General features: G+C 69.2%; 18 protein-coding genes. 10 read left to right on the forward strand and 8 right to left on the reverse strand.

Annotated features, from left to right (window positions below; translation table 11 throughout):
• A partial coding sequence (locus AB0J68_RS08550; RefSeq protein WP_363937203.1) for a YbhN family protein occupies positions 1-926 on the forward strand: 926 nt, incomplete at its 5' end.
• A gap of 143 nt (positions 927-1069) precedes the next feature.
• On the opposite strand, the gene AB0J68_RS08555 is transcribed toward AB0J68_RS08550, so the two are convergent.
• The 3 genes from AB0J68_RS08555 to AB0J68_RS08565 all read right to left on the reverse strand — a co-directional run bounded on the left by AB0J68_RS08555 (position 1070) and on the right by AB0J68_RS08565 (position 3312).
• Complete coding sequence (locus AB0J68_RS08555) at positions 1070-1813, reverse strand: alpha/beta hydrolase (protein WP_363937227.1); 744 nt, start codon at positions 1811-1813, stop codon at positions 1070-1072.
• A gap of 97 nt (positions 1814-1910) precedes the next feature.
• Complete coding sequence (locus AB0J68_RS08560) at positions 1911-2480, reverse strand: DJ-1/PfpI family protein (RefSeq protein ID WP_222952845.1); 570 nt, start codon at positions 2478-2480, stop codon at positions 1911-1913.
• 88 nt (positions 2481-2568) lie between these two features.
• Entirely contained in the window at positions 2569-3312 is a 744-nt protein-coding gene (locus AB0J68_RS08565; RefSeq protein WP_363937206.1) for a GntR family transcriptional regulator, read from the reverse strand.
• Between the two features lie 378 nt (positions 3313-3690).
• Here AB0J68_RS08565 and AB0J68_RS08570 point away from each other — a divergent pair, with 378 nt between their 5' ends.
• The 7 genes from AB0J68_RS08570 (at position 3691) to AB0J68_RS08600 (ending at position 11971) form a co-directional block, all read left to right on the forward strand.
• The gene (locus AB0J68_RS08570; RefSeq protein WP_354860299.1) at positions 3691-5076 is read left to right on the forward strand and encodes an extracellular solute-binding protein; all 1386 of its coding nucleotides are present in this window, start codon (positions 3691-3693) and stop codon (positions 5074-5076) included.
• Complete coding sequence (locus AB0J68_RS08575) at positions 5073-6023, forward strand: sugar ABC transporter permease (protein ID WP_363937210.1); 951 nt, start codon at positions 5073-5075, stop codon at positions 6021-6023. Before AB0J68_RS08570 ends, AB0J68_RS08575 begins: the two co-directional genes overlap by 4 nt.
• The gene (locus AB0J68_RS08580; RefSeq protein WP_363937213.1) at positions 6023-6934 is read left to right on the forward strand and encodes a carbohydrate ABC transporter permease; all 912 of its coding nucleotides are present in this window, start codon (positions 6023-6025) and stop codon (positions 6932-6934) included. The genes AB0J68_RS08575 and AB0J68_RS08580 overlap by 1 nt, the downstream gene beginning before the upstream one ends.
• Complete coding sequence (locus tag AB0J68_RS08585) at positions 6934-8001, forward strand: ATP-binding cassette domain-containing protein (protein ID WP_354860290.1); 1068 nt, start codon at positions 6934-6936, stop codon at positions 7999-8001. Before AB0J68_RS08580 ends, AB0J68_RS08585 begins: the two co-directional genes overlap by 1 nt.
• Positions 8001-9077 carry an ABC transporter ATP-binding protein gene (locus AB0J68_RS08590; protein ID WP_363937216.1) on the forward strand — a complete coding sequence of 359 codons (1077 nt, stop codon included), beginning with the start codon at positions 8001-8003 and terminating at the stop codon, positions 9075-9077. Before AB0J68_RS08585 ends, AB0J68_RS08590 begins: the two co-directional genes overlap by 1 nt.
• 146 nt (positions 9078-9223) lie before the next feature.
• Positions 9224-10684, forward strand: a complete 1461-nt coding sequence (locus tag AB0J68_RS08595; RefSeq protein ID WP_363937219.1) for an NAD-dependent succinate-semialdehyde dehydrogenase — start codon at positions 9224-9226, stop codon at positions 10682-10684.
• 63 nt (positions 10685-10747) lie between these two features.
• A complete protein-coding gene (locus AB0J68_RS08600) occupies positions 10748-11971 on the forward strand; it encodes an iron-containing alcohol dehydrogenase (protein WP_354860283.1) in 1224 nt (407 codons plus the stop codon).
• 175 nt (positions 11972-12146) lie between these two features.
• Here AB0J68_RS08600 and AB0J68_RS08605 read toward each other — a convergent pair whose 3' ends face one another.
• The 3 genes from AB0J68_RS08605 to AB0J68_RS08615 all read right to left on the reverse strand — a co-directional run bounded on the left by AB0J68_RS08605 (position 12147) and on the right by AB0J68_RS08615 (position 14547).
• Positions 12147-13322 carry a zinc-dependent alcohol dehydrogenase gene (locus tag AB0J68_RS08605; RefSeq protein WP_354860281.1) on the reverse strand — a complete coding sequence of 392 codons (1176 nt, stop codon included), beginning with the start codon at positions 13320-13322 and terminating at the stop codon, positions 12147-12149.
• Entirely contained in the window at positions 13319-13666 is a 348-nt protein-coding gene (locus AB0J68_RS08610; RefSeq protein WP_354860279.1) for a hypothetical protein, read from the reverse strand. Before AB0J68_RS08610 ends, AB0J68_RS08605 begins: the two co-directional genes overlap by 4 nt.
• A 449-nt stretch (positions 13667-14115) precedes the next feature.
• The gene (locus tag AB0J68_RS08615; RefSeq protein ID WP_354860277.1) at positions 14116-14547 is read right to left on the reverse strand and encodes a hypothetical protein; all 432 of its coding nucleotides are present in this window, start codon (positions 14545-14547) and stop codon (positions 14116-14118) included.
• Between the two features lie 208 nt (positions 14548-14755).
• Between AB0J68_RS08615 and AB0J68_RS08620 the strand changes: the two genes are divergently transcribed.
• On the forward strand, positions 14756-15553 hold the full coding sequence (locus tag AB0J68_RS08620) for an SDR family oxidoreductase (protein WP_354860275.1): 798 nt from the start codon (positions 14756-14758) through the stop codon (positions 15551-15553).
• Between the two features lie 372 nt (positions 15554-15925).
• On the opposite strand, the gene AB0J68_RS08625 is transcribed toward AB0J68_RS08620, so the two are convergent.
• Positions 15926-16624, reverse strand: coding sequence for a DedA family protein (locus AB0J68_RS08625; protein ID WP_355067938.1), 699 nt, complete (start codon positions 16622-16624; stop codon positions 15926-15928).
• 225 nt (positions 16625-16849) lie between these two features.
• On the reverse strand, positions 16850-18064 hold the full coding sequence (locus AB0J68_RS08630) for a low temperature requirement protein A (protein WP_363937224.1): 1215 nt from the start codon (positions 18062-18064) through the stop codon (positions 16850-16852).
• Between the two features lie 364 nt (positions 18065-18428).
• Here AB0J68_RS08630 and AB0J68_RS08635 point away from each other — a divergent pair, with 364 nt between their 5' ends.
• Positions 18429-19001 carry a DUF4396 domain-containing protein gene (locus AB0J68_RS08635; RefSeq protein ID WP_354860264.1) on the forward strand — a complete coding sequence of 191 codons (573 nt, stop codon included), beginning with the start codon at positions 18429-18431 and terminating at the stop codon, positions 18999-19001.
• Positions 19002-19030: the final 29 nt, after the last annotated feature.

A 19030-nucleotide genomic window follows, 5' to 3' on the forward strand; every position in this document is an offset into this window, starting at 1 on the left:
TCCGGATCAGCCGCCGCGCGGTCCTGGAGCTGCTGGTCCTGGGGTTGATTGTGCACCTGCTGCTCCCCCAGCTCGGCGAGATACGCACCGCCATGCGTCTGATCGTGCACGCCAACCCGGTCGCGGTCGCAGCGACGCTGCTCGGCTCCGCCCTGACCTACCTGCTCAGCGGCCTCGTGCTCCGGTTGGCCGCGGCCAACCGGGTCCCGCTGGGCGAGGCCACCCTCGTGCAGGTCGCCGCGTCGTTCGCCAACCGGCTGGCACCCGGCAGCCTCGGCGGCGCCGCCCTCAGCCTGCGGTACCTGCACCAGAAGGGACTCGTCGCCGCCGCCGCGGGCACCGCCGTGGCCGTCTCCCGTACCGCCGGCGTGTTCTCAGTGGTGCTGCTCCTGCCGGTGCTGCTGCCGTTCGCCCGCCAACCCGCCCGCATCCTCACCCACGACGCGGCCAGGGCGTTGCCGCTGCTGCTGGGCGCCCTGGCCGTTCTGCTCGTCCTCGCCGCCGTGCTCGCCGTACCCCGGATCCGGCGCCGCGGACGCGCGGCGGCCGGCCAGGTCGTGACCGCGCTGCGCGAACTGCGCCACCAGCACGGGCTGCGGCGGCTCGCCGTCGCGTCGATGGCGCTCACCCTCACCTACGGCCTCTGTCTCTACCTCGCGCTGCTCGCCACCGGCCCGGTCCCCCTCGCGCACCTGCCCCCGGTGATCCTGGTCTGCCTCGTCGGTGAGGGTGTCTCGTCCGCCGCGCCCACCCCCGGCGGCCTCGGCGCCACCGAGGCCGCGCTCGTCTCCGGCCTGCTGCTCTACGGGCTGCCGCTGGACGCCGCCGTCGCAGGCACCCTGATCTACCGCCTCGCGACGTTCTGGCTCCCGGTACCGCCGGGCTACCTGGCCTTCCGGGTCCTGACCCGCCGCCGGCTGCTATGACCACCAGGCAACTGGCCGAATCCGCGCGCTGCCACGAACGCTGCATCACCCTGTTCCATGCGCAGGGCGAACAGTCATGGGGGCTCGGCGTTCCTCCGCGACTGCGATCTGTTTGAGCACGGGCTGCGGACCTGCCGCAGCAATCAGTGACCTCGGTCGCGGCGGAGGAAACACGACAGCAGTTGCCTGAACTCGTGCGGGTGCTCGATCGCCGGCACGTGCCCGCATCGGCCGAGCACGTGCAGACGGACATCGGCCAGGTGTTCGAGCAGAGGCTGGGCTGCCGTCGCGAGCGGGGTGACTCGGTCCTCGGCGCCGTGAACGAGCAGCACGGGCGCGCGGATCGCTGCCAGCGTCTGCGCCGAGAGGGTGAGATCGTCGACCCATCGTGCCCGAGGTGGGGGGAACAACGACGCGAATGCGGCCGCCCCCGCTCGCATCGCAGCTGCACGGGCATCGACGGCCGCATCCGTGACGAGCGCTTGGTCGAGGACGAGGCGACTCAGCATGTCTCGGGCCCCGAGCGGGCCGGCGGGGGCGGCCCAGACCGCGTCGAGCTCGGCGGACAGCGGCGCTCCGGGGGCGCCCATCGTCGCGACCGCCACGACACGGGTGACCTGCTGGGGGCGCGCGGCCGCCAACGCCAGCGCCACGGCACCGCCCATGGAGTGACCCACCACGGCGTAGTGCTCGATACCGAGAGCATCCATCAGGCCCGCAGCCTGCTCCGTCCACAGCCGGAGCCCACCCGTGGAGCCCGCCGGGACCGGTGTACGGCCGAACCCCGCCTGGTCGGGAGCCACCAGGTGCCAGGACGTGCCCAGCGCCTGCGCCGTCGTCGCCCAGGCACCGGACCCGGTCGTGCCGGGTCCGGAGCCGTGCAGCATCAGCACCGCGGGCCCGGTGCCGCTCTCCAGGACGTGGACGGGGGAACCGTCGACTGTGACGGTCCGAAGTGCCGTCACCGGGACAGACCAGGTGTGTTCACGCCGAGGCGGAGTTGACGGACTTCGAGAAGAGCTCCATCATCGCCCGGCCGAATTGCGGCATGTCGGGCCACCCCCGGCAGGAGACGAGGTTGCCGTCCACGACGTCGGGAGCGTCGATGACCGTCGCGCCGGCGTTCTCCATGTCACCGGTGATGGGCGGGAAGCACGCCGTCTTCCGACCCTTCAGCAGCCCGTACACGGCTGGCACCTGCGCGCCGTGGCACACCAGCGCGATGGGGAGGTTGCGTGCGAAGAAGTGCTCGGTGATGCGCCTGACGTCGGCGTCGACCCGGATCCACTCGGGGGCACGTCCACCGGGGATGATGAGGGCGTCATAGCGCTCGACGTCGACCTCGGCCCAGGGCACGTCGACCGGCAGCTTCCGGCCGTTCTTCTCCACGTAGGCGTCGGAGTTGGGGTCGAACTCGTGGATGACCAGTTGCACGTCACGCATCGTCCGTGACGAGACGTCGACGTCCCAGCCGCCCTCCTGCACGCGGTAGTAGGGATACATGGTGTCGAGTTCCTCGGCGGCGTCGCCGGTCAGGAGCAGCGCTCTGGGCACCTGCTTCTCCTCGCATCTGGTGGCGGTGGCGGTGAGGTGGATCCAATCCGATCCGATCGAGTCAGCATTCCTCGGCCCAGCCCGCCCGTCAACCCTCCAGCGCCACTCCGTCCTCGTCCTTGACCTCGTCGAACAATCGTCGGAAACGCTCGCCGGACCGCAGGATGTGCCGACGCATCGCGTAGGCGGCGGCGTCGGGGTCACGCGCGGCGATCGCGGCCACCACGTCCTCGTGCTCGGCCATCGCCAGGTGAGTGACCTGGGTATCGTGGTGCAGCCGGAAGAGGTGCACGTGGCTGTGCAGGCGAGCGAGCGTTTCACGGATGACCTGGTTCTCCGCGCTCAGGGCGACGAGATCGTGAAAAGCGGCGTCGCGTAGCCCGAAGGCGCCATAGGCCAGCAGCCCGCTACCCCCCTCGAGCTCCGCCATCTCCTCCAGCATTCGTCGCAGACCGGCCACCTGCTCTGAGGACGCCCGCTCGGCGGATCTGCGCGCCGCCGCCGGCTCGAGGAGCAGGCGAACCTCGAGCATGTCCTCGAATCGGTGACGGGTGATCTGGGGAGGAATGCGGTAGCCGGCGTGGGGCACCCGCACGACCAGACCCTCGGCCTCCATGCGGTTCAGGGCGTCTCGGATCGGCGTCTGCGAGACCCCCAACTCTCGCGCCAGGACGTCGATCGTGACGCGGGAGCCGGGCTCGATCCGTAGCGACATCAGCTGTCCGAGCAGCGTGTCGTACACCTCGTCGGCAAGCCGGCCACGAGATCTTCCCGGCGGCATTCCACCCGGCATGGCCCTGCGGCCCCGCGCGATCATCGCTTCGTCGTCCATCGTGACCTGAGGTCCTTTCTTGCGCCTTCGGGAACCTGTTGACACCAGTCACAACGCTGCGGCATTCTGACGCCCCCAACCAGATCGTATAGGAAACGCGACGGATGATCTTCATCCGCCACCATCGCGGAACCGCCCGCCATGGCCACGTCGATCACCTGGAGGGCTGCTCGACGGCGTGAAGGCCCAGTACATCGCGGCGTACTCGTGACGCCGGTCCCCGGGTCGGCCCCCGCGACAGCCCGGCAACACACCTGAACAACCCAGCAACTGCTCGGCGAAGCACATAGCGAGGCTCTAGAAGTCCCCACCCAGAAAGCAGGCGAGAAGATGCGGAATCCACGGCGAATAGGACGAATATCCGTTCCTGGCCGAAAGGTGCAGCTGGCGGCGGCGGCCATGCTGCTGGTCGCCACGACAGTGACGGCATGCGGCGACGGCAAGGACGACGGCGGGAAGGCGAGTGCCCCCAAGGCACCGGCGACCATCCCGGAGCTCACCAAGGACCCGCTGACTCTCAGCTTCATCTGGTTCGACTGGCCCCCCGCCAAGGCACTGGAAGCCTTCGCGAATGCCGAGTACACAAAAGAGCGGCCGAACGCGACCATCAAGGTCAACACCGTGCCGAACGCGAACTGGCACGACGCGATGTTCACCCAGTTCGCCGCGCACAAGACCGACTTCGACATCGCGATCCTGGACTCGCAACACATCGGCGAGGCCGTGACGAACGGCAACATCCTCGACATCACCGACTTCGTCAAGAACAACATCGACGTCACGGCCTACAACCCGTACCTGCTGGCGGCCTACGGCCAGTTCCCCCAGGCGGAGACCGGCAAGCGCGACGAGAACGCCAGCCTGTACGGACTGCCGCTGCTCGGCGACACCTGGACGATGATCTACCGCAAGGACCTGATCGGCGACAAGCCGCCGCAGACCTGGGACCAGATGATCGCAGCTGCCGAGAAGTGCCAGGCGGACAACCCCGGCGTCAGCGGGCTGGCTTTCCACCAGGCCAACGGCTCCGACGCCGCAGCCGTCACCTACAACACGGTCAACGGGGTCTACGGCGGCAACCTCTGGGACGCCAAGACCCGCAAGATCGAGGGCGTCCTCAACGACGCGGCGGGCCAGGAGGCGATGGACGTCCTGGTCAACAAGATGAAGCCGCTGACCGCCAAGGGCTCCGGCAACTGGTTCATCGACGAGGTGAACGCGGCGGTCGCCCAGGGCAAGGCGTGCATCGCGTTCAACTGGATCGCCGCGAGCGGCGGCCTGCTCGATCCGAAGCAGTCGACGCTCGGCAAGACGCGGGAGCAGATTCTCGACAAGCTGGGCTTCGCCACCCTGCCGAGCCAGAAGACGAACCTGGTCCCCCTCGGCGGTATGGGGATGCACGTGTCGGCCTACTCCGCCAAGGCGAACCAGGCCGAAGCCCTGAACTTCATGAAGTGGTTCGAGCGGCCTGACATTCAGAAGAAGTGGGCCGCGGCCGGTGGCGTGCCGTCGCGTACGGATGCCCTGGAGTCGCCCGAGTTCCTCAATGCCGGGCCGTTCAACCAGGTCTACACCGACTCGGTTCCGCGGATGCGGGACATGTGGAACGTGCCCGAGTACGCGCGCCTCGTCGACATCGAGAACACCAACGTGAACGCGGCTCTCAACGGCGCGAAGAAGCCGAAGGATGCGCTCGACGACATCGCCAAGGAGCAGCAGGGCGTGCTCGACTCCAGCGGCCGCAAGGGCGGCGGCGGACTGTGAGTGCGCCCGTCCCCCTGTCGACCGACAACCCCGGGCAGGTGGCGTCCGCGGCGCCACCTGCACCGGGTCGGTCCCGCCGGCTGACCGACCGCGGGCTCGCCGTGGCCTTCATCTCCCCCGCGCTGCTGCTGTTGCTCGCCATGTCGGTGTTCCCGTTGCTGTGGGCGTTGTACCTGTCGTTCACCGACTACTCGGCCACCCGCGGGGGGCCCGCCGGGTTCGTCGGATTCGGGAACTACACCGCCATCCTGACGTCGGCGCAGGTCCACCAGAGGGCCTTGACGACGTTGATCTACGTGGTCGGCGCGGTCGGCCTGCAGACCGTGCTCGGCTTCGGCATCGCCTACCTGATCTCGCGGCGTACGCACGGGCGAGGAGTGCTGACCACCCTGTTCCTGGTTCCGATGATGCTGTCGCCGGTCGTGGTCGGGCTGTTCTGGCGATTCATGCTCGACGCGCAATTCGGCGTGATCAACAGCATGCTCGGCTCGCTCGGCCTGGGGCAGGTGGAGTGGCTCACCCGGCAGCGAACGGCACTGATCTCGCTGGTCGTGGTCGACACCTGGCAGTGGACGCCGTTCATCATGCTCATCGCCCTTGCGGGCCTGACCGCGGTTCCCAAGTACCTGTACGAGGCCGCCTCGATCGACCGGGCGTCCGAGTGGTTCCGGTTCCGCACCATCACTCTTCCGCTGGTGTGGCCGCTGCTCCTCATTGCCGTGATGTTCCGGGCCATCGAGGCCTTCCGGCTTTTCGACCTCGTCTACATCCTCACCAACGGAGGCCCGGGTGTCTCGACCGAGACGTTGTCGTTCCACGTCTACAAGGTCGCGTTCCTGGGCTTCAACACCGGGACAGCCTCGGCGTACGGGATCCTCATGGTCCTCGTCGTCATCGTCCTCACGCAGTTGTACCTGCGTTATTTGAACAAGCTCAAGGAGGGCTGATGGCCGTCTCCGTCGACGAGGCCGTGTCCACAGGTCCTGCCCGGGATCGCACGCCCCCCGCGCGCCGCCTTGGTGGCCGGGGCCGCTCCGGGGTGGAGTTGGCGCTGCTGGTGGTGCTGGCCGTCGTGATGCTCTTTCCGGTGCTGTGGATGATCGAGACGTCCATCAAGGAGAACCGGGACGTCTACGCCATCCCGGCCGAGTTCTTCGGCTTCACGGTCACGTTGGATCATTTCAAGGACGTGTTCGTCGCTCCCGGCGGCGGTCGCTCGGCCCTGTCCGTCGCGTTTCTCAACTCCGCCGTGGTCGCCGGGGTGTCCACGGTGCTGGCCACCGTGCTGGGGGTTCCGGCGGCCTGGGCGTACTCACGCTTCGCGGTGAAGGCCAAGAAGGACCAACTGTTCTTCATCCTGTCCACCCGCTTCATGCCGCCCGTGGTGGTCGTGATCCCGATCTTCCTGATGTACCGCCAGGTCGGACTCATCGACAGCAAGCTCGGGCTGATCCTCATCTACGCCGCGTTCAACGTCCCGTTCACGATCTGGATGATGAAGGGATTCGTCGACGAGGTGCCCGCGGAGTACGAGGACGCCGCCATGCTCGACGGCTACACCCGTCTGCAGGCGTTCTGGAAATTCACCCTTCCCCTGCTCGTGCCCGGCATCGCCGCGACGGCGGTCTTCGCACTCATCTTCTCGTGGAACGAGTTCGTGTTCGCCATCTTCCTCACCTCCAGCGACGACGTGCGGACGGCTCCGCCCGCCATCGCCGGCCTCATCGGTGGCACCACCACGGACTGGGGTCTCGTGGCCGCGGCCTCCGTGGTGTTCGCCCTACCGGTGCTCGTCTTCGCCTACCTGGTGCGCAAGCACCTCATCGCCGGTGTGACGCTCGGGGCGGTGCGACGCTGATGGCCGACATCGAGGTGACCGCCCTGCACAAGCGCTACCCGGACGGGACGGTCGCGGTTGACCACGTGGACCTGTCCATCCGCGACGGTGAGCTGTTCGTGATGCTCGGCCCTTCGGGTTGCGGCAAGACGACCACGCTGCGGGCCATAGCCGGCCTGGAGAGGCAGACGACGGGCGACATCCGCATCGGCGACACGCTTGTCAACGACCTGCCGCCCGCCGAGCGCGACATCGCCATGGTGTTCCAGTTCTACGCTCTCTACCCGCATCTGAAGACCCGCGACAACCTGGCGTTCCCACTGCGGGCCGAGGGACTGCCCAAGCCGGAGGTGCACAAGCGGGTCGAGGAGGCCGCCCGGCTGATGCGGCTCGGTCCACTCCTGGACCGGCGACCGCGCCAGCTGTCCGGCGGAGAGCAGCAGCGCGTTGCGCTCGCTCGTGCCCTGGTACGACGACCGCGCGCGTTCCTCATGGACGAACCTCTCACCAATCTGGACGCCGAGCTGAGGGCGGACATGCGCACGGAGATCAAGCACCTGCAGGGCGAGCTGGGGGCGACGATGGTCTACGTCACCCACGACCAGGTCGAGGCGATGTCGCTCGGTCACCGAATCGCCATCCTCAACAAGGGCCGCGTCGAGCAGATCGGCACGCCGCTGGAGGTCTACGACCGTCCCGCGAGTCTCTTCTGCGCGGCATTCATCGGCTCTCCCCCGATGAATCTGATTGAGGTGGAGGTGGCCGACGGAAAGCTGCGCGGTCAGGGCGGACTGGTTCTCACGCCACCGCCAGGCCTGCCGCGTGACCGTCGCCTGGTGGCGGGCGTCCGGCCGGAGGCGCTGGAAGTCACCGAACCACTGGCGGAAGGCTCGATCCCGGCCCGGGTGGTCTCGGCGGAGTGGCTGGGCGACGAAATCATCTACGTGGTCGACCACAGCGGCCAGCGCGACGTACGGGTTCGGATGCCACCGACTGTTCGTTTCGCCGCTGACGCAAAGGTCGGGCTGCGGCACACCGGCGGGACCCCGGCGGTCTACGACGTGAGCACGGAAGAGCTGGTGGCCTGATGGGAACCGTGGCAGCGCACGGGCTGCGCAAGTCCTTCGGCAAGGTCCAGGCCCTGGACGGGGTGACGCTGGACGTGCCGGACGGCTCGTTCTTCGTCGTGCTCGGGCCCTCCGGGGCAGGCAAGACGACGACCCTGCGGGCGATCGCCGGGCTGGAGAAGCTTGACGCCGGGTTGGTGCGCCTGGACGGTAGGGACGCGACAGGTGACACCCCGGCCGCACGCGACCTGGCCATGGTCTTCCAGAACTACGCCCTCTACCCGCGACACACGGTGTACGAGAACATCGCCTCGCCGCTGCGGGCACGCCGTAGTTCCGCGAGCGAGATCGCCGCGGCCGTCGAGCAGATGTCGAGCCTGCTGCACATCGAACGTCTGCTGCAACGTCGACCCGCGCAGTTGTCGGGCGGTGAGATGCAGCGGGTCGCCCTGGCCCGGGCGCTGGTGCGTCGCCCCCGCGCGTTCCTGATGGACGAGCCGCTGACGAACCTCGACCTCAAGCTCCGCGTCGAGATGCGCACCGAGCTCACCCGCATCCACCGGAGCCTCGGAGCAACCTTCGTCTACGTGACCAACGACCAGGTCGAGGCCCTGTCCATGGCCGACCGGGTAGCGGTCCTCAAGGAGGGGAAGGTGCAACAGGTCGGAACGCCGACCGAGGTGTACGAGCGTCCCGCCAACCAGTGGGTCGCAGGATTCGTGGGGAGCCCACCGATCAGCCTGCTCGCCTGCCGCGCCGAGGGAGATCGTCTGGTCGGTGCGGACGGCTGGACGCTGCCGCGGCCCCGCTGGACCACGGCTGAGGACGGCCGGGCGCTGCTGCTGGGCCTGCGCGCGGAGGACCTGTCCGTCGAACAGCGTGGGCACGCGTCGTTGTCCGGCGAGCTCTACGGGCTTGAGCCGCTCGGTGACCGCACGGTGGTCGACGTCCGAGTGGGGACGGAGATCCTCAAGGTCAAGGCACGACCCACCGTCACCGGTACGCCCGGCGAGCGGCTGCACGTCACGGTCGACCTGGACCGTGCGCACCTGTTCGACGCGGACACCGGGCTGTCGTTGTCCGAGGCTGGGCGGTAACCGCGCCGGCAGACGGGGCCACGGCCACCTTCGACCCGCTCGGCAACCTCGCCCCGGACCAGGGCGGGTGACCCGTCCGTCCACGCGCGCAGCGCACTCGCTGGGGCACGCCGGACATCACCACGAGGATCACAGGAGGCGACGCAATGAGTGACCCGATGAACGTCCTGGCCCCCGAGCACCGGCGGCTCCGGATCGGCGGCGCCTGGCGCGACGCCGCGAGCGGAGCCACCTTTGCCGTCGAGGACCCGGCCACCGGCAAGGCCATCGCCGAGGTGGCGGACGCGGACGTCGTTGACGGGCTCGCCGCTCTGGACGCGGCGAGCACGGCAATGACGGAGTGGGCGGCGACCCCGCCGCGGAAACGGTCGGAGTTGTTGAGCGCGACGTACCGGGCGCTGATCGAGCGATCCGAGGAGGTCGCCCGGCTGATAACGCTCGAGATGGGCAAGCCGCTCGTCGAGGCTCGGGCGGAGGTGGCCTACGGCGCCGAGTTCTTCCGTTGGTTCGCCGAGGAGGCGGTGCGCGTCGAGGGGCGCTACAGCACCGCTCCCGCAGGTGGGTATCGCATCCTCACCGTGCCGAAGCCGGTCGGACCGTGCGTCTTCGTGACGCCCTGGAACTTTCCGCTGGCCATGGGCGCCCGCAAGATCGCTCCCGCGCTGGCCGCGGGCTGCACGACGATCACCAAGCCAGCAGCCCAGACGCCACTCACCATGCTGTTCCTGGCCCGCATCATGGAGGAGGTCGGCGTACCCCCGGGCGTTGTCAACGTGCTGACCACCAAGCGTTCCGGCGAGGTGGTCTCCGCACTGCTGGCCGACAGTCGGACCCGCAAGCTGTCGTTCACCGGGTCGACCGAGGTCGGGCGCGTGCTGCTCCGACAGGCTGCGGACAACGTGCTGCGTACGTCCATGGAACTGGGCGGCAACGCGGCCCTGATCGTGTGTGCCGACGCTGACCTGGACGTCGCGCTCGACGGTGCCATGGTCGCCAAGATGCGCAACATCGGGGAGTCCTGCATCGCGGCCAACCGGATCTACGTCGAGGAGCCGGTGCGCGAGGAGTTCACGGCGCGCTTCGCCGAGCGGATGGGCGCGCTTTCGGTGGGCCATGGTCTCGACGACGGCGTGAACGTCGGGGCGTTGATCGACGAGGCTTCGGTCACCAGGATCGACGAGCTCGTCGCCGACGCGGTCGATCGCGGCGCCCGGATCGTGGTGGGCGGCGAGCGTCCGGATGGGCCGGGCCACTTCTACCCGCCCACGGTCCTCGTCGACGTGCCCGACGACGCGCGGATGCTGAAGACGGAGATCTTCGGCCCGGTGGCGCCGATCATCTCGTTCACGTCCGACGACGAGGTGCTGGCGAAGGCCAACGACACCGAGCACGGCCTGGTCGGATACGTCTTCACCCGTGACCTCCAGCGGGCGCTCCGGTTCGCCGAAGGGCTGGACACGGGAATGGTCGGCATCAACCGTGGCCTGATCTCGGACCCGTCAGCTCCGTTCGGAGGCGTGAAGCAGTCCGGGATCGGCAAGGAGGGGTCGCACGAGGGCATCCTCGAGTACCTCGACCTCACCTACGCGGCGATCGACCTACCGTGACCGGCCTGCCGCCCCGAGCTTCCGCCCCGCACATCGCCGCCGACGTTCGAGAGAGGCACTGACATGCTTGAGACCGTCCGCGGACCACGCCAGCTGATAGTGGGCGAAGGGGTCGCGCAGAACATCCCACGAGTGGTGGCCGAGAGTGGCTCGCGAGTCCTCATCGTGACCGACCAGGTCCTTCTCGGGCAGCCGGGCGTGGCCGAGATCGTGGCCGCCGTGCGGGAGAGGGTCGAGGTCGTCGGGGTGTTCTCCGACGCGACGTCAGACGTGCCACTCGCCGATGTCGCCCTGGCCGTCTCGGTCGCCGCCGAGGTGGACGCCGACGTGATCCTCGCCATCGGGGGTGGCACGGTGATCGACCTCGCCAAGATCGTCGGCGTCATCCGCCGCCACGGCGGGACGCCGCGCGACTTCTACGGCGAGTCGAAGGTGCCGGGGCCCACGATTCCTCTCGTCGCGGTCCCGACGACGTCCGGCACCGGCTCCGAGCTCACACCCGTCTCGGTGTTGACCGACCCGGACCGCGAGCTGAAGGTGGGGGTCTCCAGCGTCCACATCGTGCCCGACTTCGCCATCGTCGACCCCGAACTCACCTACACGTGCCCTGCGACCGTCACCGCCCACTCCGGCATCGACGCGTTCTGTCACGCGGTGGAGAGCTACACCGCGCGAGGGCGGGCCCACGGACCGCGCGACCCGGTGGAGCAGGTCTTCCTCGGCCGCAACCCGATCACCGACCATTACGCGCTCCTGGCCGCCGAGCGGATCGCCCGTAGCTTGCGTCGTGCGGTCAGGGACGGAGGCGACACGGACGCGCGGGCGGACATGTCCTATGGGTCCATGCTCGCCGGGCTGGCGTTCTCCCACGCGGGCAACGCGGCCCCGCACGCTCTCCAGTACCCCATCGGCGCAGCCACGCACACGCCGCACGGCCTGGGCGTCGGGCTGCTGCTGCCCTACGCGCTGGACGCGGCCAGGGAGGCCATCAGCGACCGGTTGGCCATCCTCGCCGGTGTGTGCGGGCTCGACGTGACCGACGCCTCGGATACCGAGGCCGCAGATATGTTCCTCACCTGGCTCGACGGGCTCCTTGCCGACATCGGCATCCCTGCCACCCTGGCGGACATCGGCGTGGCACGCGCCGACCTCCCGCGCTTCGCGGAGATGGCCAGTGGCGTCACCCGCCTGATCCAGAACCATCCAGGCCCGACCGACACCGCCAGCCTGACCGCGATCCTCGAAGCGGCCTGGACCGGGGACCGGATCCGACACGTCACGTCCTGACTCCGAACAGAGGCAGTGGCGGGCCTTTCACACGACGACGCGTGGTCGGGGGCGCTCCCCTCGACGGCCTGGCTCCACCACCACGTCAGCGGCACGGGAGCTGCCGCGACGGCGCTGAGGGCCATCCAGTAAGTGAGGTCGCGCTACGGTGCGAGGGGCACCGGCGACGGCGGAATCAGCTGGTCGGCTGGAAGACGGCCCGTACGCATCCGTCGAGTTTCTGTTTGAACATCTCGTAGCCGCGCGGCGCTTGGTCCAACGGCATCGTGTGTGTCGCGAGATGCTCCGTGACCAGCTCGCCGCGGGCCATCCGCTCCAGCAGCATGGGAATGTAGCGCTGTCCGTGCTGCTGTGCGCCGCGCAGCGTCAGCCCCTTGTTCATCACCGCCCCGAGCGGAAACTTGTCGACCAGGCCGCCGAACACACCCAGGATGAACACGCTGCCGCCCTTGCGGCAGTTGTAGATCGCCTCCCGGGCGGCGATCGGTCGGTCGGACTCGATGCGCAGCTGCTGCTTGACCTGGTCGTACCAGAACTGCGGACCGCTGCTGTGCGACTCCATACCCACTGCCTCGATGCACACGTCCGGGCCTCGGCCGCCACTGCGCTCCAGCAATTCGCCGCTGACGTCCTGCTGCTCGTAGTTCAGCGTCTCGACGCCGAGATGTGTCTGGGCCATCTGGAGCCGGTTGTCGAGTCGGTCGATCACGATCACCCGATCGGCACCGAGCAGCACGGACGCCCGAGCCGCCATCTGCCCGACCGCACCAGCACCCCAGACCGCCACGACATCGCCCGGTTTGACGCCGGCGAGGTCGGCGCCCATCCAACCGGTCGGCGCGGAGTCGGAAGCGAAGAGCGCGCGCTCGTCGCTCACCTCGTCCGGGACGGTGAAGGCGCCCTGGTCGGCGTAGGGGACGCGGATGAACTCGGCGTGGCTGCCGGCGAAGCCCCCCAGTGCGTGCGAGTAGCCGTAGCAGCCTCCGGGCGCGGCGCCCCAGACGTTCTCGGTGATCATCGGGTTGGTGTTTCCGTTGTCGCACAGCGAGAACTGTTGTTGCTGGCAGTACCAGCACTTGCCGCAGGAGACGAACGAGCAGACGACGACCCGGTCGCCTACCTTGTGCTTGCGTACCTGCGAACCGACCTCGACGACCTCGCCGAGGAACTCGTGCCCGAGGACATCGCCGCGTTCCATGAACGGGATGTACCCGCCGAGCAGGTGCAGGTCCGAACCACACGTCACAGTCCGCCGGACCCGCACAATGACGTCCTGCTCGTTACGCATCTGCGGGTCCGGCACCTGCCGCACCGCGAGCTCGTTGGCTCCCTCCCAGACCAGCGCCTTCACTGTCGTCCCTCCCGCCGACCCTGCTGGGTGGCCATTCGCAGTGGCTTGTTCATCGGCGTCGGCTCGGTCGTGGGCGGATAGTCCGGATGCAGGACCTCACTGGTTTCGATCAGTTGCTTCGACTCGCGCAGCGCAGCCCGGATCGCCTGTTCAGGATCCCGGCCGGTGACCCGTCGGGCCGCGGCGGCAACAGGGAGTCGGGCGCCGTCGCGCAGCCGTACGGCGATCTCGGTCCCCCGGCCGCCGGGGGCAGGCCGGACCTGGACCTCGACGGCGTCGCCAAGCCCGGCCAGCGGCTCGGGGAACTGGCCGCCCGGGGCGACGTCACCCGCCGGTCGGTTCACCGTCGCCACGTGCCACCGCGCCCCGCGCCGCCGGGCCTGAACCCGTTGCCACTGGTCATTGCCCCGGCCAGCCCCACCGAGCAGGCGCCGGACAACCATCCCCCCGGCAATCGCGGCCGCACCACCGATCAGCCACCTCATGTCCGCCCCTGTCACTTGATCTGCTCGTGCGGGTGCCGTCGATAATCGGCAACCTTCAGAGCAAACTCTTTCATAAGGGGCGAACCCCGCAGGGGCGTTTGCAACACGCGCGGAGTTCCACTGGCCAGGGCATTCTGCGAGGAGACCGTGCCCGTGACGCCGGTCGTTGACCCGGCGGTACGCGTGCGGACCGGGGGGGGTTCCCGAACGGCGTGGGCGGGCAGGGCCGCATGGTGAGGCGCACGCCTGCGGCGACGCCTCCCCGACGGTCATCGAGCCGGTGCGACACATCGGGTAGGCGTCGAAGTTCAGGTCTTTCGCGCCGTACGCCGGTTGCCGAACGACTCCATGGTGGTCGCCTTCTTGGCCGGTGCCCTGGTGGCGGACGTGGTGCGGGCCCGGGTCGGCGCGGCCTTCTTCGCCGGCGCCTTCTTCGCCGCGGCCCTCGCTGAGGGCGCCTTCTTTGGTGGTGCGTTCTTGGCGGCGGCCGCCTTCGCCGTCGGCCTGCGGCTGGGCGAGGCCGTGGTGGCGGAAACGTCCTTCTTCCGGGCGACGCGGGGCGTGGTCGGCGTGGGCTTCTCGCCGGGCGTCTTGGCTGCGCTCGCGCCGGTGGCCCGCTTCGTGGCAGCGGCGACCTTCTTGGCCGCCACCTTCCGGCTCGGCGGCATCTTCGTCGCCCCGGTGGCCTTGGTGGCTCCGGGTGATCTGCGTGCCGGGACGGTTGTCCTGCGTGGGCTCATCCTCGCTCCTCTCGGGTCTCGCCGGCATCACCAGCGCTGCCGGACGACAGACGTGGCGGGTCGCCTGGGCCCGATCGGCGAGGTGTTCCCGCGCCTCCGGCCGCCAAACGCGGGACGGAACGGCCGCGTCCAGCAGCCCGGGCCGGTCAGCCTGCTCCGCACGGCACGCGCACGAATGAGGAATGATTGGTTCATGACCGTGCGTGACGTGAGAACCGACGAGTCCCTTTCCGGGGTACGGGTCCTGGTCACGGGGGCGACCAACGGCCTTGGCCGCTCGATGGCCGAGGCGCTGGCCGACGGCGGCGCGCGGGTGGTCATCACCAGCCGCGATGAGGGCCGCACCGCCCAGGTCGCCGAGCAGATCGACGCCGAGCGCGGGCGGGTCGGTGGCGTCGCCATGGACGTCCGGGATGAGCGCTCGGTGGCCGACGGTGTCCGCCGGACGGTCGACCTCCTGGGCGGACTCGATGTGCTGGTCAACAACGCGGGGATCGGCATGCGAACCGTGAACCCGGAGTTCTTCACCGAACCTCGGGGCTTCTGGGAGGTCACGCCCGACGGTTTCCGGGACGTGATCGACACGAACCTCACCGGCTACTTCCTGGTCGCCCGCGCGGTCGTACCGACCTTCTTCACCGCCGGCGGCGGACGCATCGTGAACATCTCGCTCAACGAGGAGACCATGATCCGTAGAGGTTTCGTGCCCTACGGCCCGTCACGAGCGGGGTCCGAGGCGCTGTCCCGCATCATGGCCGCTGATCTGCGCGAGCACTCGGTATGGGTCAACGTACTCCTGCCCGGCGGGGCCACCCGTACCGGCATGATCCCGGACGGGATGCCCCAGGCGGTTCGCGAGCAGATGCTTGATCCCGCCGTCATGGCCGCGCCGATCCGCTGGCTGTGCTCGCCGGCCGCCGACGGTGTCACCGACGAACGCATCGTGGCCCGCGACTTCGACGCGTGGCTGCGTACCCGGACGACCGATCCGTCCCGGGTCCGCTGATCACCGCTGGCGCGAACGACAGGTCGGTGACGCGAAGGCCAGGTCAGGGTCCGGGCACTACCAGGCCGGCCAGGTCGGCTGACGGCTACACATGGCGCGCCATCGCTGCCTCCGCCGACGACGCATGGGGCACCGACTCCCGCGGCAACCAACTGTTCGGCGAGAACCTGTGCCTGGAGAGCGCGCAACTGCTCGGCGAGGATCCGAACGCCGATCCCTGGAACTGACCCGGGGTTGACGAGCACCCCGCGGTCGATGCTGTGCCACCGCTGCGAACGCTTGATGTGGACGGCCTGAACGCGTCTGTTATCGACGCCCTCCCGACGGAAGTCCCACCGTTGCTCCGCTGCGAGTCCGCCGGCGGCGAGTAGTTCAGCCGCGCAGACGTCGGCGGCGTCGAGGTTCCCCGGGAGCGCCAGGATGTCGGCCGTCACTGGGCCTCGTCGGTTCCTGCACGGCTCGCTCGCGGCGCGCAGCCCGCCGGCCAGCCCAGATCCGTGCTGCGATCACCAGCGCCACAACCGCGAGCAGCACCTCCCCGCCCAGGCCAAGTCGCCGCTCCAGCAGTCCGTACGAGGCGCCAGCCAGGTAACCCAGCGCGGCCACCGCCGCTGCCCACAGCGCCCCGCCGGCAACGTTGGCCAGTGTGAACGTGCGCTGCGGTATGCCGCTCATGCCCGCCAGACCCGGCACCAGCGCCCGCAGCGCGGCCGCCCAACGGCCGAGCACCACTGCGCCGGCGCCCCGCCGACGGATCAGGTCGAGCGCACGACGCAGCTCACCAGATCGAACGAACCGGCGCGGCGTTCGGTCCAGCAGCCGCCGGCCGTAACGGCGGCCAATCAGATAACCCACCTGGTCGCCGAGGGCCGCCCCGGCCAGCGCCACAACCACCACCGCCCACAGCGGCAGCCTCCCGTCGTGGGCGAGGACTCCGCCGACCAGCACGGCCACCTCCCCCGGCACCACCAGGCCAAGGAAGGTCGACGCCTCCAGCGCCGGGAGGAGGAACGCCAAGACGAGCACCAGGGCCGGTGGCAGCGACACCAGCAGGTTGAGCACCTGGTCCATCCGGCAATTGTCATCCCATGACCAGGGGCTGGGCGCGGTGACGGCCAGACCGCTCCCTCCGTTCTCCCCGCACCTCTGGCAGGACACCGGCAGCAGGGCTTTCACGATCGCCGTCACCGCACTCGCCCCGGCAGCGGCCCGCTGTCCGCCGGCACTGACCGCCGCGTCGCCACCCTCGCCGACCTGAGAAGGTGCCGACCAGCATCGGCATCCCGGCCTGCCCGGTCAGCGTGGCGGCGAGGCCTGCTCCAGTGGGCGTCCGTGGGCTCGGATCGCGTCCGCGACGGCGACGCCGAGCAGGACGGCGGCAGCTGCCGCAGCGACCCTGAGTGGCGGCAGACGGACCATCAGCGGCGCTAGGGCCACGAGGGCGAGGATCCCGATCGGCCGCGGAAGGGACACGCGGGCGAAGGCCACGTACTCGAATAGTGAACGCCCGGCGAGGTAGAGCGCGGGCCCGCCGAGGATGGCGCCGACCCAGGCGGGTTTGGCGTGTCCGGATGGATCCAGCAAGACGAGTTCGGAACCGGCTGAGGTCACGAGGATGCCGGACACCATGAGCAGGTGACAGAGCTCGGCCGACCGACCGAGTCGGCCTGGGTCGCCGGATGCCACGACGGCCTCGCCCAAGATCTGGCCGGCTCGGTAGAAGTAGATCCGCCACAGCAACACCGTGGTGAGGAACGACAAGGTAAGAGCCAATATTCGTTCATGCACAATCGGACCACGTAGAAGACTCGAGCCGGAGGTCAGGATCGTCTCACCAAGCGCGACGATGACGAGCTGCCAGTAGCGTTCGGCCAGGTGCTCGCCGGCGACGGCCCACGGGGAAACCCGCGAGCGGCCCAGCCCCGGTACCGGCCAGCCGAGTCTGCCCCCCAGGTAGTCGATCGCCAGGGCCAGCGCCCACAGCGAATTGCGCGTCAACTCGGGTTCGAAGGCTCCGATGAGCCACGGCACGGCCGACGCGCCGAACCAGACGAGCGCCAGCATGTTGACGCGGCGCAGATCGTGGCCCCGCAAGGTAACTACGAAGAAAAGGGTGCGGCCCACCTGGATCGCGACGTACGTGCTCGCGAAGAGAATTCCGGTCTCGGCGAGAGCCCCGGATATCGCGACCGCCAGGAGCAGACTCCCGAACATCGTCGCGAGGACAAGGAACTGGATCTCCGGCCGGAACGGGTCGAATCTGCTGGTCATCCACGCCGTCTGGGTCCAGATCCACCAGACGGCCAATAGCAGCAGCAGAGTCTCGCCGTTTTCCGAAAGGGTAGTGGTCAACGTCTCGGCGACGTGACCCCTGGTGTAGTCCAGCACCAACTCGTGCACGATCCGGGTGAGCGCGAAGACGTACACGAGATCGAAGAACAGTTCCAGGAAGGTCGGCCGTTGCGGACTCTCCCGCCCACGCAGCAGATTGGCCACTCTGTTCGTCGTCACCGGCCCGCCTGCTTTGTCGGCTTGTTCTTGAAGCAGTCGTACCACGTGGCCGCGCCGTCGACAGATAAGACGCACTCCCGATGACTGAAGGCCTGACTGCCGACGAGGGCTGCGGCCCCGCCGCGTCCCCACCGCCGCCCTCGATCAAGCCTGCGGCACATCCGGGACAAGCGCACCCAACTCCAGACGCCGGCCACCCGGTCGTGACGGTTCCGCTCAGCCGCACCGGCAGGATCGGCCGCCTGCGGGTCCGTCGTCGTCGCGGCGGGTCAGTGCGACAGGCAGCGCGGGGGCACGCTGCCCCTCAACCCTTGGCATACATACCCCCGGGGGGTACGGTGTGGGCGAGTGAAGGAGGTCGGACATGGATCACAGCAGCCACGTTCAGAGCCCCACGGCGACTGCGGCACCGGGCTCGGCCGGCCACGCCGGGCATGGGCACGAGGGCCACAACCAGCACAGCCCGGACGCCGACCGGCAGCAGATGCGGGTGGTGGAGAGCTGGGCGGTCGCGGCGTCGGCGACGCTGCATTGCCTGACCGGGTGCGCCATCGGTGAGGTCCTGGGCATGGTCATCGGCACCACGGCCGGGCTGCACAACGCCGCCACCGTGGTGCTGTCGATCGCCCTGGCCTTCGTGTTCGGCTACGGGCTGACCATGCGCGGCGTGTTGCGAGCCGGTGTCAACGTCCGCACCGCGCTGAAGGTGGCCCTGGCCGCCGACACCGTGTCGATTGCGATCATGGAGCTGCTGGACAACGCGTTCATCGTCGCGGTGCCCGGGGCGATGAACGCCGGGCTGACCAGCGTGCTGTTTTGGGCGTCCCTGGCCGGGTCGCTGGTCGTGGCGTTCCTGCTGACCACGCCCGTCAACCGGTGGATGATCAGCCGGGGCAAGGGGCACGCGGTGGTGCACCAGTACCACCACGCCCACTGAGAAACCGGCGACCGCGGCGGCCGAACCCG

The organism is Micromonospora sp. NPDC049580 (assembly GCF_040675595.1).
Taxonomy (GTDB): Bacteria; Actinomycetota; Actinomycetes; order Mycobacteriales; family Micromonosporaceae; genus Micromonospora.